11 protein-coding genes and 1 pseudogene are annotated in these 18,718 nt (G+C 40.9%); 9 read left to right on the top strand and 3 right to left on the bottom strand.

Annotation, left to right across the window (positions count from 1 at the left end; genetic code table 11):
• The 6 genes from B4Z47_RS23100 to B4Z47_RS23075 all read left to right on the top strand — a co-directional run bounded on the left by B4Z47_RS23100 (window position 1) and on the right by B4Z47_RS23075 (window position 10,829).
• A complete protein-coding gene (locus B4Z47_RS23100) occupies window positions 1-1,581 on the top strand; it encodes a SusD/RagB family nutrient-binding outer membrane lipoprotein (RefSeq protein WP_286727999.1) in 1,581 nt (526 codons plus the stop codon).
• Between the two features lie 436 nt (window positions 1,582-2,017).
• Window positions 2,018-3,181: an ROK family protein gene (locus B4Z47_RS23095; RefSeq protein ID WP_286727998.1), complete on the top strand. Its 1,164-nt coding sequence runs from the start codon at window positions 2,018-2,020 to the stop codon at window positions 3,179-3,181.
• Window positions 3,182-3,204: 23 nt separating this feature from the next.
• Window positions 3,205-6,531, top strand: a complete 3,327-nt coding sequence (locus tag B4Z47_RS23090) for a SusC/RagA family TonB-linked outer membrane protein (RefSeq protein ID WP_286727997.1) — start codon at window positions 3,205-3,207, stop codon at window positions 6,529-6,531.
• Window positions 6,532-6,542: 11 nt separating this feature from the next.
• Window positions 6,543-8,126: a SusD/RagB family nutrient-binding outer membrane lipoprotein gene (locus B4Z47_RS23085; protein ID WP_286727996.1), complete on the top strand. Its 1,584-nt coding sequence runs from the start codon at window positions 6,543-6,545 to the stop codon at window positions 8,124-8,126.
• Window positions 8,127-8,200: 74 nt separating this feature from the next.
• Window positions 8,201-9,637, top strand: coding sequence for an alpha-L-fucosidase (locus B4Z47_RS23080; protein ID WP_286709398.1), 1,437 nt, complete (start codon window positions 8,201-8,203; stop codon window positions 9,635-9,637).
• A gap of 157 nt (window positions 9,638-9,794) precedes the next feature.
• A complete protein-coding gene (locus tag B4Z47_RS23075) occupies window positions 9,795-10,829 on the top strand; it encodes a sialidase family protein (protein WP_070563497.1) in 1,035 nt (344 codons plus the stop codon).
• Between the two features lie 56 nt (window positions 10,830-10,885).
• Here B4Z47_RS23075 and B4Z47_RS23070 read toward each other — a convergent pair whose 3' ends face one another.
• Both B4Z47_RS23070 and B4Z47_RS23065 read right to left on the bottom strand, forming a co-directional pair.
• Entirely contained in the window at window positions 10,886-13,249 is a 2,364-nt protein-coding gene (locus B4Z47_RS23070) for a glycoside hydrolase family 3 N-terminal domain-containing protein (RefSeq protein ID WP_286727994.1), read from the bottom strand.
• Window positions 13,250-13,654: 405 nt separating this feature from the next.
• Entirely contained in the window at window positions 13,655-14,149 is a 495-nt protein-coding gene (locus tag B4Z47_RS23065) for a hypothetical protein (protein WP_147282000.1), read from the bottom strand.
• A gap of 464 nt (window positions 14,150-14,613) precedes the next feature.
• On the opposite strand from B4Z47_RS23065, the pseudogene B4Z47_RS23060 reads away from it, so the two are divergent.
• Window positions 14,614-14,982 (top strand): annotated as a pseudogene (locus tag B4Z47_RS23060) (carboxypeptidase-like regulatory domain-containing protein); the annotation flags it as partial.
• Window positions 14,983-16,197: 1,215 nt separating this feature from the next.
• Here B4Z47_RS23060 and B4Z47_RS23055 read toward each other — a convergent pair.
• Window positions 16,198-17,538 (bottom strand): sulfatase-like hydrolase/transferase, encoded by a 1,341-nt coding sequence (locus tag B4Z47_RS23055; protein ID WP_286727992.1) that lies wholly within the window; start codon window positions 17,536-17,538, stop codon window positions 16,198-16,200.
• A 110-nt stretch (window positions 17,539-17,648) separates the two neighbouring features.
• Here B4Z47_RS23055 and B4Z47_RS23050 point away from each other — a divergent pair, with 110 nt between their 5' ends.
• Together B4Z47_RS23050 and B4Z47_RS23045 are read left to right on the top strand one after the other, a co-directional pair.
• Window positions 17,649-18,296, top strand: coding sequence for a hypothetical protein (locus tag B4Z47_RS23050; RefSeq protein ID WP_286727990.1), 648 nt, complete (start codon window positions 17,649-17,651; stop codon window positions 18,294-18,296).
• Window positions 18,297-18,312: 16 nt separating this feature from the next.
• The coding region (locus tag B4Z47_RS23045; protein ID WP_286727988.1) for a Gfo/Idh/MocA family oxidoreductase at window positions 18,313-18,718 on the top strand (406 nt) is incomplete at its 3' end.

Genomic DNA, 18,718 nt, shown 5'->3' with positions numbered 1-18,718 from the left:
ATGAAAAAAACTTTTCTTTCTATATTAACTTTGGTTTCGGCCCTATCGACGATGGTCGGCTGTAAATCACAACTTGACGACAAGTTTCAAAACCCAGATGCATCGACAAAAGCAAATATTCCGGCGTTCTTTGCCGAAATGCTAAATAATGATCGTGTAAGACCAGCTTATTACCACTACCGTACATTTATCCTGTCCAATCAGGCAGTATATACGCAGACAGCGTCTTTTTATCCGTCAAATACCATGTATCAGCCGAACGATAGCTACTCTTATGCATATTGGACGGATTTTTATGCCCCTGGTGTACTAGGTATTACAAGAAGCATGGAAAAAGCATATGCTGAACTTCCTGAAGCGGAGAAAGCAAGTAAAGAGATCTTTATCCAGACTGGCAAAATTGTTTTGTTTGACGAAGCATCTAAACTTGTTGACAACTTTGGAGATATCCCTTTCAGTGAAGCCGGTAGTCTACCAACAACAAGTACGATTATTAAGCCAAAGTTTGATGCGCAAAAAGAATTATACAATCAGTTCATCAGCGAATTGAAAAATATCAACACGTACTTATCAACAGCAACTACCAATCCTGATTTTTCAAAATACGATATCTTAAATAGCGGTAATGTTGCAAAATGGCGTAGGTATGCCAATTCACTTCGCCTGCGTCTATTGATGCGTATTTCTTTTGTTGATGAGGCAAAAGCAAGAACTGAAGTACTCGAAATGCTGAATAACCCCACACAATATCCATTGGCAGATGGTGGCGCAACGGCAAACTACAACCCTAGAAATGAAGACATCTTATTGCAGCCTCTAACCAACTATACAGGAACGTTGAGACAGGCCTTGATTGAAGGTCCCAATCAATTCGCAACAGATCATATGTTGAACAAAGTAATGTTGCCAGCGAAAGATCCACGTATCCCTGTACTTTATGACAAATTTGGAAAAACAATAAACGGTAAGTTCGTTCAGAACAAAGAGTATAGAGCAATGCCAATTACCTTTACTTCGGCGGATATGGAGAAGAATTATCAAGACTACGCTGTGTTGGATTCGGCAACTATCTTCGACAACAATGCTTTGCCAGGAATTGTCATTACTGCTTCTGAAACCAATTTCAATAAAGCTGAAGCGCTATTAAGATGGGGAGCAAGTAATGCGGCTAAAGATGCTTATGATGTCGCTGTTAAACAATCCGTTTCTTTCTATTATTATTTAAATAATTTAAATACTTCAGGACTGAAAACAGAGAAAAAACCTACAGATGACGTCATCAATGACTTTGTAGACAAGTCGACTATCAGCTTCTCAACAACTCAAGCAAAGAACCTAGAATTAATATGGACTCAAAAATGGCTACATTATGGTTTCTTACAGGCACAACAAGCTTGGGCTGAATTGAGACGTACAGGATATCCAGTATTGACATACCCTGTGGCTGGATTGGCTAATTACGCAAATCCTCCTAAACGTTTACTGTATCCTACCCAAGAGATTTCAAATAATAGTGCTAATTACGATGCTGTTAAAGCAAACGATACAAGAACAACTAAAATCTTCTGGGACGTCAAATAGCTGATCGTTTCTTAGATTGTTTACAAAAGGGCAAGTTAGCCTATATTTAAAAGAGCTCGGTTTTATACCGAGCTTTTTTTATATGCTAGTTTAAAATGCCCTTAGAGATCATAAAACCAAAATTCGCCATAAATCTCACTTAAATTATCGCGATTTCGTTACAATCGAAATTAAGCATTCCTTCTCCGGATAAAAAAAGAGCCTTCTTTTGATTAAAAACACATCATCTTTAAATTCTTTTTAAAAATTTTAAAAAGAATTTTGAACTTAACACAAAGTGTTCTTATCTTTAATATACAATGCTTATTAGAAGTCAAACATATTGATCTCCTTTAAGCAAGTAACTATGAAAGACCAAGCCGACAAGAAATGTTGTTGTCGGCCATTATTAAACTTAGATAAACCAATATTTATATTAATACAATTGAACTAAATTATGGGCGGCGAAATTTTGAGAATTTTGTATTATAGACCGATGCAACCGATTGCAGATATAGCAAACTCTTTATCGAAAAGCATCCCCTCTGTCACTAAACAGATCAATGATCTCTTGACAAGAAATGTCATTGTCGAGAAAGGCTACGCTGCTTCCACAGGTGGCAGAAAAGCCATACAATACATGCTTAATGAAAATTTACAGCAAAGTATTATTAGCGTATCGATCGATCAATTCTATACGTCCATATCCTCTTCAAATCTTAAGGCTCAAACCATCTCGTCTCAGAACAATATTCCGATAGATCTCAGAGATAAAAATGCGACGGATTCCATTCTTGAAGCTTTAGACAGTTTCATCATTTCAAATCAAATTGATATTAACCAAGTCATCGGTATTGGAATAAGCATGCCGGGATTTGTAGATTCAGAAACGGGCCTCAATGAATCATATAATGAAGATTCACCCTTATATAACATTCGAAAACTATTTGAGCAAAAATTTAAGGTTCCGGCCATTATTGACAATGATTCACGTTGCATTGCCTTAGCTGAACGAAAGTTTGGTGAAGCTAAAGATTCATCTCATTCACTCGTTATCAATCTAAATTGGGGAGTAGGCTTGGGAATACTTATCAATGACGATATCTTCAAAGGAACCTCGGGTTATGCCGGTGAATTTAGCCATATTCCTCTTTCGGATACGCTGACATTATGTTCATGCGGCAAAAGAGGATGTCTTGAAGTCGAAGCTTCCATTAGCGCAGCCATTCGAAATACAGAGCGAGATATAAAAAACGGAGAATATTCTATTTATGATAAACTAGCGAATGAACATATCAATAAAATTGACGCATTAATTGAAGCTGTCCAAATCGGAGATCAAGTAGCGATCAACAATATCGGGAAAGTAGGCTACTTGCTTGGCAAGGGAATCTCAACATTAATACACATTCTAAATCCTGATAAAATAATCATCAGTGGCCGTGGTGCAGAAATCGGGGATATTCTGGCACCTCATATCCAAGTCGCGGTTAATGAATATAGCATTCCGAAGATTTCAAGAAAAACAACTTTAGCCATTTCCACTTTGCACAAAAGAGCACAACAAATCGGAACAACAGCCTTAGTCATCGAAAAATATATCACGAATATAATTAACTAACGTTTTACACAAACACCTAAAACATGAGTCTATTTTACAAAAAAACTGCAGGATTGGCGTTATGTACACTTTTCAGTGCGACATCGCTTTATGCGCAGCAAAGCATTTCTGGAATAGTTTCAGATGCTAATGGACCAGTCTCTGGCGCAACAGTTTCTGTTAAGGGAACAACCAGAGGTACTCAAACAGGCGCCAATGGATCTTTTACAATTCAAGCTTCACAAGGTGAAGTCTTACGTGTATCCATTGTCGGATACAAGTCCCAAGAAATAGTCGTTGGTTCCTCAAAGACGATTAACATCAAATTAACAGAAGATGCTTCCAACCTGGATGAGGTTGTTGTTACTGCTATGGGTATTAAACGTGCTCCAAAGGAACTTGGTTATGCCATGAGCACGGTCGACTCTAAAGAGTTAACAAAAACCGGTTCACCGAACTTTGCAGGGGCATTGTATGGTAAAGCCCCTGGAGTTCGCATCTCAGCAGCACCCGGAGGAGCAACATCGGGTATTAATATCAATATCCGTGGTACTAACTCAATCACAGGGAATTCACAGCCATTGGTTATTATCGATGGGGTGCCAATGAGACAATCAAGCTTTAACAATTCGGATTATTGGGGTGATCAACGTGCCCGCGGAAATGGTTTAGAAGATCTCAACCCGGAAGATATTGAGAACATCAGCATTCTAAAAGGTGCTTCTGCCGCAGCTTTGTATGGGTCAGAAGCAATGAACGGGGTGGTATTGGTAACGACAAAATCAGGGAAAGGTGGAAAGGGTTTTTCTATAGATTTTAATGCCACCTACACGCATGATAAAATTGCTTATCTACCAAGATTTCAAGATGTCAGAGGCCCTGGTTATACAAAAGCCTATCAGAATGATGGACAGGCTGATGATATGTTTTTCTATTATGATAATAACCTAGCAATTAATGGCGTAACGCGTGGCGTACTTCCGGCTACTGTAAACTTTGGACCTAAATTTGACGGTAAAGACATTATTTCTTGGGACGGTGTTGTACGTCCATATTCAGCTCAAAATTCGTACAACAAACTATTCAACAACCCAAATAATACTTCATTCAATTTAGCCCTTGGTCATACTACTGAAAATTCAAATACAAGATTCTCGGTCACACGTCAGGATAATCAGATGACCGCGCTTGAATCTTCAAACAAGAAGAATATTGCCAATTTAAATTCCTCGTTCAAACTTTGGGATAAATTAACAACAGACGTGGTCGTTAATTATGTGAACCAACATACACATAACAGACCATTCCTTACAGATCGTTTAATCAATAACTTCACCGGGATGATTTCAACATTTGACAATCCGGAGTGGTATCTAAACAAATATAAAACAAGCTTAGGTTATAAATATGTTACAGGCACAGACCAAAGCTTAACACCATCAGAAAATTTAATCTATAATGGCTATAAAACAGACGTATTGGATTTTATCTGGAACTCAAAAGCAAGACAATATGATGAATATTCCAATCGCGTTTTAGGATCAGTAACAAATACCTGGCAAGTAACAAGTGATTTCTCTTTAAGAGCACGTTTCTCGGCAGATATGACCTCACTCCGTACCGAAGATAAACAACCTAATGAAAAACCACTAGCTTATGAAAATACAGGGTATTTTGGTCTAGGCCAACAAAATGCCAATATTTATTATGCAGATTTTTTGGCTTCTTATAGCAAACAAATCAATCAAGACATCAAAGTTGGTGCTATGCTCGGTTATACCGCAACCAAAAGTCAGGATACCTATGTACAACGGGAAACTGCGGGTGGACTAAGCGTAAGAAATTGGTATGATATCAACGCTTCGGTAAATACTATTGGTGGAAATTCAAAATACAATTACCGCAGAAATCAATTGAGAGATGCGCTGTTTGGAACCTTAAACTTTAACTATAAAAATTACTGGTTTCTTGAAGGAACATTGAGAAGAGAAATTATCTCAACAATGCACCCGGACGACAATGTTACTTACTATCCTTCTGTAAACTCAAGTTTGATATTATCCGAAGCATTCCATTTACCTGAAATATTCAGTTATGCTAAATTAAGAGGATCATTTGGTATCGTGGGTAACTATCCTAGGATCTATCAAAGCCCACTAAGTTATACGCAGAACACCATGGGAGTACAGACTCAAGGAGGTCAAGCTGTAATTTACACAAATGTGCCAACGAGTGCCTTTGGAAATGAGAAAATTAAATCGGAACGAAAAAAAGAATATGAATTTGGTTTGGAAACACGATTATTAAATAATCGTTTGGGCTTCGACATCACGTACTATAATGGCTTGATCCAGGACCAAATTCTAGACTATACCCTGCCAATTTCTATGGGATCGAGTTCAATCGTTGCAAATGTGGGAACTTTACGCAACAAAGGATGGGAATTTGCAATCACAGGTACTCCAATACAGCATGAGAATTTTAAATGGAATACAGTATTAAACTTCTCAATGAATAAAAATATCGTAGAAGAGTTGCCAGGTGGCGTTTCTGAACTTTTGCATAAAGATTATGATGGTGCAGCGGCACAATTAGTATCAAAAGTAGGCCAACCTATGGGCGATATCATGGTACATCCAGTAGCAACTGATGCAAATGGCAATAAAATTGTCCAAGATAACGGCTTATACCAAGTGGATGCCAATTCTTGGATCAAAGCAGGAAATGCAATGCCTAAAGCTGTCGGTGGTTTAACAAATACATTCACGTATAAAAATTTCACCTTGGATGCCTTACTTGATTTTCGCTGGGGTGGCCATGTTATGCCTACCGGTATAAACTGGATGATCAGTAGAGGTCTCTTAGAGGAAAGTTTAAACAACATGGATACAGAACATGGCGGGCTTAGCTACTATATCGCCAATGGAAAAGGGATCGCAACAACCGGAAGTACAGGTCCAAATGGAGAGACTGTTTATCATGATGGGATGTTGATGTCTGGAGTTAAAGCCGACGGATCGCAAAACGACAACATTATTTCACAAGCCGTTTATTACAACAACACATACAATTGGGGCGGACCACAATATTCTAACTCACGTTACGAACTATATGTACAAAAGAATAATTATATCAAGATGCGCGAGCTTTCAATAGCTTATCGTCTTCCAAAATCAGTTGCACAGAAATTAAGAGCTAAAAACCTTCAAATCTCTGCATTTGGACGTAATTTATTCTTTATCTACAGAAGTATAAAGGATCTAGATCCTGAACAAATGACTGGTGGGTCAAATTGGGTTGATCAAGTTTCCAATGCAGGAACAAGTCCGGCAACAAGAACATATGGTTTAATGCTACGTGCTAGCTTCTAATTATTAAAGACATGAAAAAATATATATTATATATGGGGCTGTGCGCAGCCACATTAGCTTTCACAAATTCTTGCAGTAAGAGTTCATTTGATGAAAACTACCGTGACCCAGGAAAAGTAACCGAGACGACCGTTGAAAAACAGTTTGCAGGTATGATTTACAGTTACAGACAATTAATTGTCCCTGAATATAGAAATTTATTTGTTACCCTTAGACCAACCATATTTAGATATTTACATATCACAGGCTGGATTAATGAGACAAACCAGTTATTGCCAGGAGCCGCTGCTATCGAGGACCGTTGGTCAAGATTTTACGAGGGACTTGCACAATATAGAGAGCTAGAAACAATCTACAACAAATCAGATGAAATAGCTAAGAAAGAAAGTAGAATCTACTATCTAACTGCTAAAGTTCTATTTTACGATGAAACACAGCAAACGGTCGATCTACATGGGGCCATTCCATGGTCTAAAGCGGGTATGCTGAGTACGAACAATAGTGATTATCAAAATTCGTATCCGGCCTATGACCAACCAGAAGACATCTATGCGGCCATCATGACTGACTTAAAAAGTATCAGCGCTGAATTGAATTCAATTACATTAAGTAGTGCTACCGCCAACAAATTCAAGACGCAAGATATCATCAATAATGGTGATATCGCAATGTGGAAAAAATATTGTAACTCACTTAGGCTAAGAATACTAACACGAGTTTCAGCGAGCTCAAAATTTGCCACACAAGCAAATCAGGAAATTGCAGAAATTGTTAATAATCAAACTACTAATCCACTGATTTTAACGAACGCTGAAAACGCCCAACTGGATATTTATAACCTGGACGATAACAGTATCCAAACTAAAAATATCAAAGATGCCTTCGAAGCTAGTGGTTGGTATGCAAACTTAGCTAGTAAGCGGATGATCGACAACATGCTTGAAAAAGTAGATCCAAGATTACCTTTTATGTTTGAGCCAGGCGAAAAAGCTGCGGGGAAATATATTGGGCTAGATCAAAGTAAAGTAAGTGCCGATCAAACTGCTTTAGCTACAGGAGGAACATTGGCGATCTACAACCGCTCAACATATTCTAGAAATCAATTTTTTCCAGGTATATTATTTTCAGCAACTGAAACAAATTTACTGCTGGCAGAGTACTACAATAAAGCTGGAAATGCATCGGCTGCAAAAACAGCATTTGAAAACAGCATTAAAGAATCTGTTGATTTATATCGTATTATTAGAAGCAGATCCAACGACAATACCGTTGTTGCGCCCGCTGCTCCAACGACTGAAGCGATCACTACCTATATCAATAATGTAAACTGGGCAGGCGCATCTAATAAACTTGAACTAATTGCAACGCAAAAATGGATACATTTTAATGTTTTGCAAACTGTACAAGCTTGGTCTGAGCAACGTCGTTTGGATCTGCCTAAGTTTGATTTTGTTGTTCAAAACGCTGACATTCAAAAGACAGTACCAGTAAAATTTAACTTACCTCCTTCAGAAAGCGTGTATAATTCAGCAAATTATAATGCTGTAAAAGCGCAAGACAACGTCAACACCAAACTTTTCTGGGACGTTAATTAAGGTATACACTACATCTATCTACAAGAAGGCCACCTAAGGTGGCCTTCTTTTTATCATTTTCATTATCTTTATCCATGCAAAAATTAAAAACCATTATATCCACTGCGCTGATCGCTTCAAGCGCAACACTAGCGTTTGGCCAGGCACATAACGTATCTAATGGCTATCAAAAACCGACAGATCCCTTAGTGATTGAAAATCTCGAACAATGGCAAGATATGAAGTTTGGTCTTTTCATGCACTGGGGTACCTATAGTCAATGGGGAATCGTTGAAAGCTGGAGTATCTGTCCTGAAGATGAAGGCTGGACCCAACGCAAACCCGAACATGGTAAAACTTATTTTGAATACCTCAAGAACTACGAAAATCTACAGACTACCTTTAATCCTACGGATTTCAATCCACAGAAATGGGCCGATGCCGCTAAAGCTGCTGGCATGAAATACGTTGTTTTTACGACCAAACATCACGATGGATTCGCCATGTTCGATACCAAAGAATCGGATTATAAAATCACCTCCGCAAAAACGCCATTTTCGACAAATCCAAAGGCCAATGTAACCAAAGAAATCTTCAACACATTCCGCAATGACGGCTTCAAAATTGGCGCCTATTTCTCCAAACCGGACTGGCACTCCGATTACTACTGGTGGTCCTACTTTCCGCCAAAAGACAGAAATGTAAATTACGATCCTAAAAAATATCCGGATCGCTGGCAAAAATTCAAAGACTTTACCTACAATCAAATCAACGAGCTGACTTCCGAATATGGCAAAGTCGATATCCTTTGGCTGGATGGTGGCCAGGTCCGCCCCTTAGAAACGGTTGACAAATCTGTTGACTGGCAACAGACGATCAAAATGGATCAAAATATTGACATGGACCGCATCGGTGGCATGGCAAGGAAAAATCAACCTGGCATTATCGTCGTTGACCGTACGGTACCTGGAAACTGGGAAAATTATGTCACTCCCGAACAAGCGATTCCTGAACATCCCTTGGATATTCCATGGGAAAGCTGCATCACCATGGGTAATTCGTTCAGCTATGTGCCCAACGACCAATACAAACCAACCAAAAAGATTGTTGAAACATTGGTAAAAATTATTTCCCGCGGCGGAAACTACTTATTGAACATAGCCCCTGGCCCTACAGGAGATTACGATCAGGCTGCATACGATCGCTTGAACGAGCTGGCAGCCTGGATGAAAATCAATCAAACTGCAGTGTTTGCAACACGTACCATTGCTCCGTATCACCAAGGTGACTATTACTACACCAGAAGCAAAGACAGTAAAGTGGTCAATGTATTCCATCTTTCTGAAGGTGACACTTACCAGCAGCCCAATGAATACGTGTTTGAAGTACCTGATAACTTTAGCGTAAAAAAGATCGCTATTTTAGGTCATAAAGGTAAATTGGACTGGTCGCAACGTGGTAACCAAATTACCTTGAGAAGTCCTAGTACACGATTTAACTATGCTACGGCAATTCAATTGCAAAGCAAATAACATAAAATTCCGTTGGATACGATCCAACGGAATTTTATCATTTAACAAGGTCATTGTTTACCGATGATCGCCTGAACATTTAACATCCCCAAAGCTGCTCAGGAATAAGAAAATAAGTCATCAACAAACTATAGGGGTTTTAGAACCTTAAATTCCAATGAAAAAAATCAACCTATTTCCATTATTTATCCTTCTTTTTGTATCCTCATGTGCAACGTATAAACCTCAGATCCTGGTATCGGAGCAAATCTTTAAAACAGGTCAGGTTCCATTCCAGCAATGCCATGCCTCCACGATTCAAGTTATCGGAAAAGACAGTTTATTGGCAGCCTGGTTTGGTGGTACTCATGAATCTAACCCCGATGTTGTCATATGGAGTTCACTGTATAGTCATGGACAATGGCAGCGTCCTGTACAGATTGCAGACGGTATCCTTGGTGACAACCGCTTTCCAACATGGAATCCTGTTTTCTATCAATACCCGCACAGTGACACCCTATCTTTGTATTATAAAATAGGCCCCAACCCCAGAGAATGGAAAGGCTATGTCAAACATTCGATTGATAAGGGAACCAGCTGGTCAGCACCGCAGCAGTTACCTGAAGGTATATTGGGGCCTATCAAGAATAAACCGCTCACCTTGACAAACGGACTGCTGCTCTCCCCCTCCAGCACGGAATCCAAAACAGAAATCTGGAAAGCACACCTGGAAATCAGCCGCGATCATGGCCGCACCTGGTCCGTCAGCGCAATACGCCCAGATACCAGTATCCAGGTTATTCAGCCCAGTGTGATCCAACACGCAGATGGACGCATTCAGGTGCTTTGTCGAAGTAAAGAAAATAAAGTGATGGCAGCATTCTCAGCAGATGAAGGCCTTACCTGGGGCCCCTGGCAAGCCACAAACCTGCTCAATCCCAATTCTGCCACCGACGCCATCCGTTTAAATAATGGTTTATTGATGATCGTCTTCAATCCGGCTATCGCTGGCAACGACTGGTGGGAAGGACGCACAAAACTTCATGTCGCCATATCAAAGGATGGCTTACAGTGGAAAGATGTTCTAACCCTTGAAGATGGGGTAAAGAACGATGAGTATTCTTATCCGACAATTATTCAGGACACAAATGGTCTTATCCACATCACCTATACCTGGAATAGGAAAAGTATCAAACATATTGTGCTCAAATAAAAAAAATAGGACTGTCCAAAATTGGGCAGCCCTATAGTATTGTTTGCGGTTTAGGATTAATAATCTCTCGTTAATTCCATTTCGCCCTTTAGTCGGATATCATCGGAAGATGCTCCAACCAAGAATTTAAACTTTCCTTTTTCTGTCTTCCATGCCTTGCTTGGACTCCATAATTTGAGGTCCTCTTTGGTCAATTGAAAAGAATAGCGTTCTTTCTTTCCTGCGGCAATGTTTTTACGCTCAAACCGCTTCAATTGCATGACCGGTGTCACGACCGAACTTACTTCATCCACAACATACAGCTGTGCGACTTCATCGCCAGCCAATTTACCGTTATTGGCGATATCGAATGACACTGTACAAGCGAAATCATGTTCGGCCTCCTTCAAAGAGATTTGTAAATTGGAGTAATCGAAGCTACTATAACTCAACCCATAGCCAAAAGCATACAATGGCTTAGCCGACATTTCCACGTAGTCGTGATGTTTGGGTTTTGTATGGTTGTAATGTACCGGAAGCTGGCCGACCGAACGAGGTACCGAAATCGGTAATCTTCCCGCGGGATTGTAGTCGCCAAACAAGACATCGGCAACTGCCAAGCCTCCCTCCTGTCCTGGGTACCATGCATTCACAATTGCTGCTACATTGTCAGCGGCCCAATTTAAGTTCAATGGTCTTCCCATAATCGTAACAAGTACAAGGGGTTTTCCAGTCGCCTGTATCGCTTTCAGCAACTTGATCTGATCGCCCATCATATCCAGAGAAACGCGATCAAATCCTTCTCCGCTCTCCATATCACTTACCGTATTGGGATCAACATTGGCTGCCCCAGTTGCTTGATACGACGTTTTAAAATCACGTGCACTCGAACCACCCAGGACTAAAACCACCGCATCGGCCTGCTTTGCAGCTGCGACGGCGGCAGCAATATCGGAATTGCTGGTATCACGAATCGCACAACCTTTCACATAATCAACCTTCGTACTGTTACCAACTGCCGCCCGTATTCCGGTCAGCAAAGTCTGCACTTTACCATCGGCCTGTGGAGCAGTATAATCGCCCAGCTGATTATAAGGATTATCGGCATTTGGCCCTATAACGGCGATTCGTTTCAACGATTTACTTAAGGGTAAGATATGCTGATCGTTTTTAAGCAAAACGATCGACTCGCGGGCCACCTGTCTTGCCACCGTTTTATTTTGCGTCGTAGCGACTTTTTGCGCTACCAACTTTTCATCAACATAAGGATGATCAAAAAGTCCCAGATTGAACTTCATTCGCAGTACACGGGCCACTGCTGTATCGAGAACAGCGGGTTCAACGAGCCCCTCTTGAACAGCCCTAAGCAGATTTGAACCATAACCAGTCCCGCTTAGATCGACATCCAATCCGGCATGTATACTTTGCGAAGCCGCTTCCTCGGCAGTCGCTGCTGTTGCATGTCCGCCATTGAGCCCCGATATACTTAATAGATCCGATACGACAAATCCCTTAAATCCCCAGTCTTTCCGTAGGATGTCATTCAACAGCCAGGAATTGGCAGAACAAGGAATACCATCAATACTATTATAAGCGGTCATCACTGAACCAGCTCCCGATTTTACAGCACGCGCAAAAGGCGGGAGAAAATACTGTTTCAGGCTTCGCTCGCCAAACGACACGGACTCACCGTTGTGACCGCCATCCGGAGCCGCATAGGCAACAAAATGCTTTAGAGTACCTATTATTTTATCCCGCTCACCGATCTTTTCCCCTTGAAAACCACGGATCATTGCGCTTCCCATTTGTCCAATAAGATAGGGATCCTCCCCATAGGTCTCTTCAGTACGCGACCAACGTGGATCTCGCGCTAAATCTAATACAGGACCGTAACCGTTTTTACCACCCACGGCATAAGTCTCCATGGCGATTGTTGAAGCCATAGCCTGGATTAACTGTGGGTTCCATGTACTCGCCTGTCCGATCGCGGTAGGGAACACTGTTGCACCAATAGCCATATGTCCATGTGGCGCCTCTTCAGACAATAACAATGGAATTCCAAGGCGCGTGCTATCCACCATATAACGTTGGATCGCATTGGTAGCGCGCGCAGCTTCTACAGGGCTCAAACCATTCAGCAAGGTTTTTTGTGTCCAGGGATCGGCACGTAAGGTTGCCCATAATAATCCGATATGCTGTTCTTTTACCGCCTTTCGCAATTTATTGCTGATTGTAACCTGCTTTCCGTTCTTGCTATACATGTCCCAGCCCAGCAATTTGCTCAATTGCCCGACTTTCTCTTCCACAGTCATTCTTCCCAATAGATCACTTACCCTTTTTTCAATAGGTAAGGCACTATTCTTATAGGGCAATTGCTGGGCTTGAAGTTGTGGGCAGAGCAATGTCGTCATTGCCGCCATCAGTAATATACGGACTTTCATAAGTGGATTATTATTTATCTAGTTTTCTTCATTAATTGGATCCGGTTTTATTAGTTCACGCCACTATGCAACCGGTTTCCAAACCACTAAATTAACGATTTAGCCTAAATAATCAAGTTAAATTTTGATTCCTGATTCTTTTAATAATCATAGGGCGGCGGCATTGGTTTGAACAGCGTTCATCTAAATAACCTAACACAGGGTCTACTTTATGTATTGAAGTAGAGGAGAGCAAATGGCAAATATCCACGAAATTCACTCTTGCACATTGGGCCACAACAAAACAGGTAGACAAAGAAAAGAGTAATGTGGAATATTCAATTGCAACTTCATCAAAACAGAATTGAATAAAAACAGGAAGACGGCTAGCCGTCTTCCTGTTGAATGTTAAAGGAAATATACTACTTATTTTGTTGCAGCCATTCGCTTACCTTGAAAATAGTATTCAACTGGAGCTGCATATGCTGCAGGATTATTATTGCGTGAAATTAATATGAGCTGATCACCATCAATCTGTACCTCATAACTTTGGTAAGGGCTACTGTCGGCAAACTTGATACTTTTCTTCTCTTTATCATAGCTAAATGCGCGATGCTGTTGTTCAGCAAAAATCAAACTTTCAAATGTTAGCTTATCATCCCCACATAGTTCTTTACCACGATTGATAGTGAACTTATTAGCTGATTCAGCAAATGTGAACGTATACACATTATCTTTTTCACAATCTTTCGGTTTGTGCTTCAATTGCTCGTTTGTCGTCCCTTTCGCAGACACGATAGGGCTCCATTCAAAACTTTCCAGCTGTTTTTGAACATCCATAGGTACAGTCACTTCATTTTCCTTACTGCAGCTCGTCAATAATAAGAGGATAGCAAAAATCCCCGTAAATAATTTATTCATTGCGGTTTCCATTAGTTATAGCTGTATGACGATCGTTCTACCAATATCGCTACAATAAATTACATATTTTTAACTAAACAGATAAAAACTGATTGAGAGCCAGAAAGCACTTCGCGCCACTAGCGAGGATAGGCATACATCCACGCAATAATTGTTAATAAACATGTTAACTTTCTAATACAGAGCAGATCTTTTGTTAAAAACATCGAGGATCTCCTGCTTTTTTCCAATTACGCATTCAGTCCAAAAACGGCAACCCAAAATGTTAACAACAATGTTAATTAACTCGTAATCAACAACATTTATGTTAATAACTACTTATAAGAAAAGAGCCTAAAATTTTCTGTAATGACAAGTGAACTTAAGTTGAATCATGCATATTCGTGGGGTGAAAAACAAAAAATTCGGTAAAAGCTAAGGGTAAATTGAAAGTCGGCTGTCATAAAGATAAAAACTAATCTTTTATGAAACTATCGCCAATCTTACTCATTGGATTATCGCTTCAAGCAGGGTTTACATTCGCCCAACAACCAGCATCGCCAAAGCAAAAAAATCAGGTTGTGACCGAAACTGTCAAAGGAACCGTGATAGATAAAACTACCAGATTACCGCTTACAGGTGCCACAATTGTCATTTCATCCAGTGATGGAACAAAGTCTGTAAGTACAGACGCACAGGGCATATTTCGGCTGCAGCAAGTTCCAGTTGGGCGTCAACAGCTTCAAGTTCGCATGGCCGGATATAAACCAGAAGAATTTACGGAATTACTGATCACCAGTGGACGGGAGAATATGGTCAATGTGGAAATGGAGCCGCAAATAAATGCATTAAACGAAGCTGTCGTCTATGCCAATGCCGGAAAACAACCGCTCAACCAGATGGCAATGACGAGTGGACGCTCTTTTTCGCCGGAAGAGACCAACCGCTATGCTGGCGCCTTTTTTGATCCCGCCCGTATGGCACAGAGTTTTCCAGGTGTTGCTGCCGGCGGCGATGACAATGAAATTATTGTTCGCGGAAATTCCCCCAAAAGCCTGCAATGGCGGCTTGAAGGTATCGAAATTGTAAATCCCAATCATTTTGGAGCCGAAGGCGCTGCAGGCGGCGGAATCAGTATGCTCAATACCATGGTAATGGGAAAATCTGATTTCTATACCGGTGGACTTGCCGCGGAATACAGCAATGCAACGGCAGGTGTTTTTGATCTTAGGTTCCGTAAGGGAAATACCGACAAACGCGAATACACATTCAACGTCGGAATTCTGGGCGTAGGAGCAACGTTAGAAGGGCCTTTCAAAAAAGGAAGTGACGCTTCCTATTTAATTAGTTACCGCTATTCTTCATTGAGTCTACTGGAAAAAGTAGGTGTAAAAGTTTCAGACACTGGCGTCCCAAAATATCAGGACCTTTCTTTTAATTTTGTATTTCCCACAAAAAAAGCCGGAACCTTTTCCTTATTCGGTATAGGTGGTTTGGGGAAACTTCAACAAACTGCCGAGCGTAATTACGAAAAATGGGAAGAACGAACAGACGCCCAGGATCTAAATTTAAAATTCAACGCAGGGAGCGCTGGACTAAAACATCAATACATTGCAAACGACAGATTATATTTCACCAATATTGTTTCCATGTCCCTTAGCCGTAATTCCAATAGCACCGATACATTAACACGGGACTATATTTCCAGCCTCTATCACAAGGACAAATTTACGAATACGGCTCTTCGCTATGCGGGTACGCTAAACTATCGCGCCAACAGTAAAAACACGATTAGAGCGGGCTTAAATGCAAGTTTATTACACTATGACCTCTATGCGCTGTCCTACGACACCGAGCTAGCGGCATTGACAGAGCGGATTAATGAGACTGGAAATACAAGTACTTATAATGCTTTTGCACAGTTAAAAACAGTATTAAACGAAAAATTGACGCTCAACACCGGCGTACATACAAATTACTTTGCGCTGAGCAAGAGCTGGTCTATCGAGCCAAGATTTGGCCTTAACTGGCATGTTGCCACAGACCAAACGATTTCCTTTGGAACCGGCTTATATAACCGACTGGAGCCCTTGGCTTATTATTTTGCCAAGAGTAGCGATCAAACAAGCCTTGAACCAAACAAGGCTCTCTCGCCAACCAAATCTGCCCAGGCTGTTATTGGCTATGAAAAGGTCATCCCTAAGATTGAACAATAATATCGGATCATCTTTAACCACAATCAGTTTCCACTCTCTATGTCGCACAGCACGTGCAATCCCTCGACGCCAGAATAAATAGTCGTGCCCATTTTTCACATCTTTATAGGAAGATAGCAAACTGATGCCATCGATTTGCTGCCCCTGGATGTTCTTCCCTTTTATTGCCTCGATGCTGGTGGGTAAGATATCCATTCCCGATACCATGGCATCTGATGTTATCCCTTTCGGTAGCTTGGCTGGCCATTGCATGATAAGGGGAACCCGGATTCCACCTTCCCATTTCGATCCCTTTAAACCACGCAATTGTCCATTGTCTGCGCCATTATTTGTTGCCGCTCCATTATCATTCATAAAAATGATTAAGGTGTTTTCATAAAGTCCTTCTTGCTTTAAATGTTCAACCAGACGTCCAATATTTTCATCCATATTATCCAGCATAGCCAAGTAAGCACGTCGCAATGGATCAGCTACATTTTTATACTTATCAATAGTCTTCAGGGGCGCTTCGACAGGTGTATGCACTGCATTGAAAGCTAAATACATAAAAAAGGGCTGGCTTCGATACTGTTGAATATACGCAATTGCTTTATTGGTCAATGTTTCAGTCAAATAATGAATCGAGTCTTCGGGAACGACATGTCGATCGTCATAAAGCAGCTGCGTTGGCTTCGCGGCTCCATGGATTGGGAAGTAAGGCCGGTCACCACCGATAAAACCATAGAAATGGTCAAACCCACGTTTCAATGGATTAAATTGTGGACCATCCCCCTGATGCCATTTGCCAATCGCTACAGTTTTATAGCCGTTATACTTCATGAAGTCAGCAATGGTGGCTACCTGCGTATCCATTCCGATATCTTCCGGTGCGACGCCCGCAGTGGGACGTTTCGAAATATTATGTTCAAAACCAAAGCGCTGCTGGTAGCGGCCAGAAAGTAAGCCCGCCCGAGAAGGAGCGCATACTGAAGCTGAGGCATAGGCCGACTGAAAACGCACGCCATTTTTCGCAAGTGCATCAATATTTGGAGTGTAGACCTCCCTACCGCCATAACAACCAAAATCATCATAACCTCCATCGTCGCTCAGGATGACAATAACGTTAGGATGTTGCTGTCCGAATACAGAAATCCCAAACCTAAAGAGTATATTCACAAGAATTAATATACTATAGCACGTAAATCGGTAGATCATAACATTAGATTTATCCCTAAATGTATAGTTAAATGTATAGGATTTTTTGTTAAAAAACCGCAAACGATTTCGTTAGGCTATTTTTAGACGATTAAAAATAAAGGTCAGAGATGAAAACAGATGAAAAAAAATTGGTCGGTACACTTGCTCATTTTTTGGTCAGTGATTCGGATGGCACTGCATTAAGCTCATTTTTGTCTTCATTGACCTATCACCCCAGTACCATTAGAACCGAACTCGTTCAATTGTTGAACAAATGGCAAAACAAAGCAGCTGGAACAGTATTTCCCGGGGAGGACCTCTGGACAGATTTTAAGCAACTTGTGGGGAGCAATCCCGATCTCGGCGTGGCTGTGATTGATGGCTGTAGCATCAACGATATTGCAAGTTTTTACGAAGAAATCAATGCCGTCTACATGTCCAGCGAAAGCTGGAAGATAGGAAGCCTAGATGGCTTTGACGATTTGCTTTACGGTGGATTTGGTACCTTTAAAGATGCTGTTTCACATTGCATTGTTTGGAAGGATATTGCACACAGCAGGGCATCATTGGGCCTTGAAACAACTTTGGCCTATTATAGAGGGAAACTTGGAGCAGAATCACCATTCAATCAAACGCATTTTCAAAAGAAACTAGATGAGCTAAAAGCTGGTCGTGGAGAAACCTATTTTGACATTGTTGCCGATATCATCCAATCGCACCGCAAAGTAACCTGGATTTACAACGGGTATCCTCAGCACAAATCGGTATATTTATAATAACTAAACTTAACATATGAAGCATCTTATCCGCCTAGTTTTCCTGCTCCTATTCTTCCAACAAGTTGAACAGGCCAGTGAGCGACTTAAAGTTGCTGTTGCGGGGCTCAACCATGACCACGTATTCTTGCTTTTAAATTTATATAAGGATAAAAAAGTCGATATTATCGGTATTGCCGAACCGAATCAAACCTTATCAAACAAAATACGAACGCAGTATAATTTACCTGACGCAATCTTCTACCATGACTTACCCAGTTTATTGAAACATGTCAAGCCAGACGCGGTGCTGGCCTACAATCCAACCGATGAGCATATCCGCGTTGCAGAGACCTGTCTCCCGCTTAAGATCCCTGTAATGGTAGAGAAGCCTCTTGCTACGACTCTTTCTGACGCAAAATATCATACTACCCCAATACTGG

This window comes from Sphingobacterium sp. UBA2610 (assembly GCF_002339225.1).
Lineage (GTDB): Bacteria > Bacteroidota > Bacteroidia > Sphingobacteriales > Sphingobacteriaceae > Sphingobacterium > Sphingobacterium multivorum.
This window is presented reverse-complemented; position numbering and strand designations above follow the sequence as displayed.

Excerpts from the sequence above, each read along its gene's own strand:
- B4Z47_RS23100 (WP_286727999.1), top strand. The coding sequence starts at position 1 with ATGAAAAAAACTTTTCTTTCTATATTAACTTTGGTTTCGGCCCTATCG.
- B4Z47_RS23095 (WP_286727998.1), top strand. The coding sequence starts at position 2,018 with ATGGGCGGCGAAATTTTGAGAATTTTGTATTATAGACCGATGCAACCG.
- B4Z47_RS23090 (WP_286727997.1), top strand. The coding sequence starts at position 3,205 with ATGAGTCTATTTTACAAAAAAACTGCAGGATTGGCGTTATGTACACTT.
- B4Z47_RS23085 (WP_286727996.1), top strand. The coding sequence starts at position 6,543 with ATGAAAAAATATATATTATATATGGGGCTGTGCGCAGCCACATTAGCT.
- B4Z47_RS23080 (WP_286709398.1), top strand. The coding sequence starts at position 8,201 with ATGCAAAAATTAAAAACCATTATATCCACTGCGCTGATCGCTTCAAGC.
- B4Z47_RS23075 (WP_070563497.1), top strand. The coding sequence starts at position 9,795 with ATGAAAAAAATCAACCTATTTCCATTATTTATCCTTCTTTTTGTATCC.
- B4Z47_RS23070 (WP_286727994.1), bottom strand. The coding sequence starts at position 13,249 with ATGAAAGTCCGTATATTACTGATGGCGGCAATGACGACATTGCTCTGC.
- B4Z47_RS23065 (WP_147282000.1), bottom strand. The coding sequence starts at position 14,149 with ATGAATAAATTATTTACGGGGATTTTTGCTATCCTCTTATTATTGACG.
- B4Z47_RS23055 (WP_286727992.1), bottom strand. The coding sequence starts at position 17,538 with ATGATCTACCGATTTACGTGCTATAGTATATTAATTCTTGTGAATATA.
- B4Z47_RS23050 (WP_286727990.1), top strand. The coding sequence starts at position 17,649 with ATGAAAACAGATGAAAAAAAATTGGTCGGTACACTTGCTCATTTTTTG.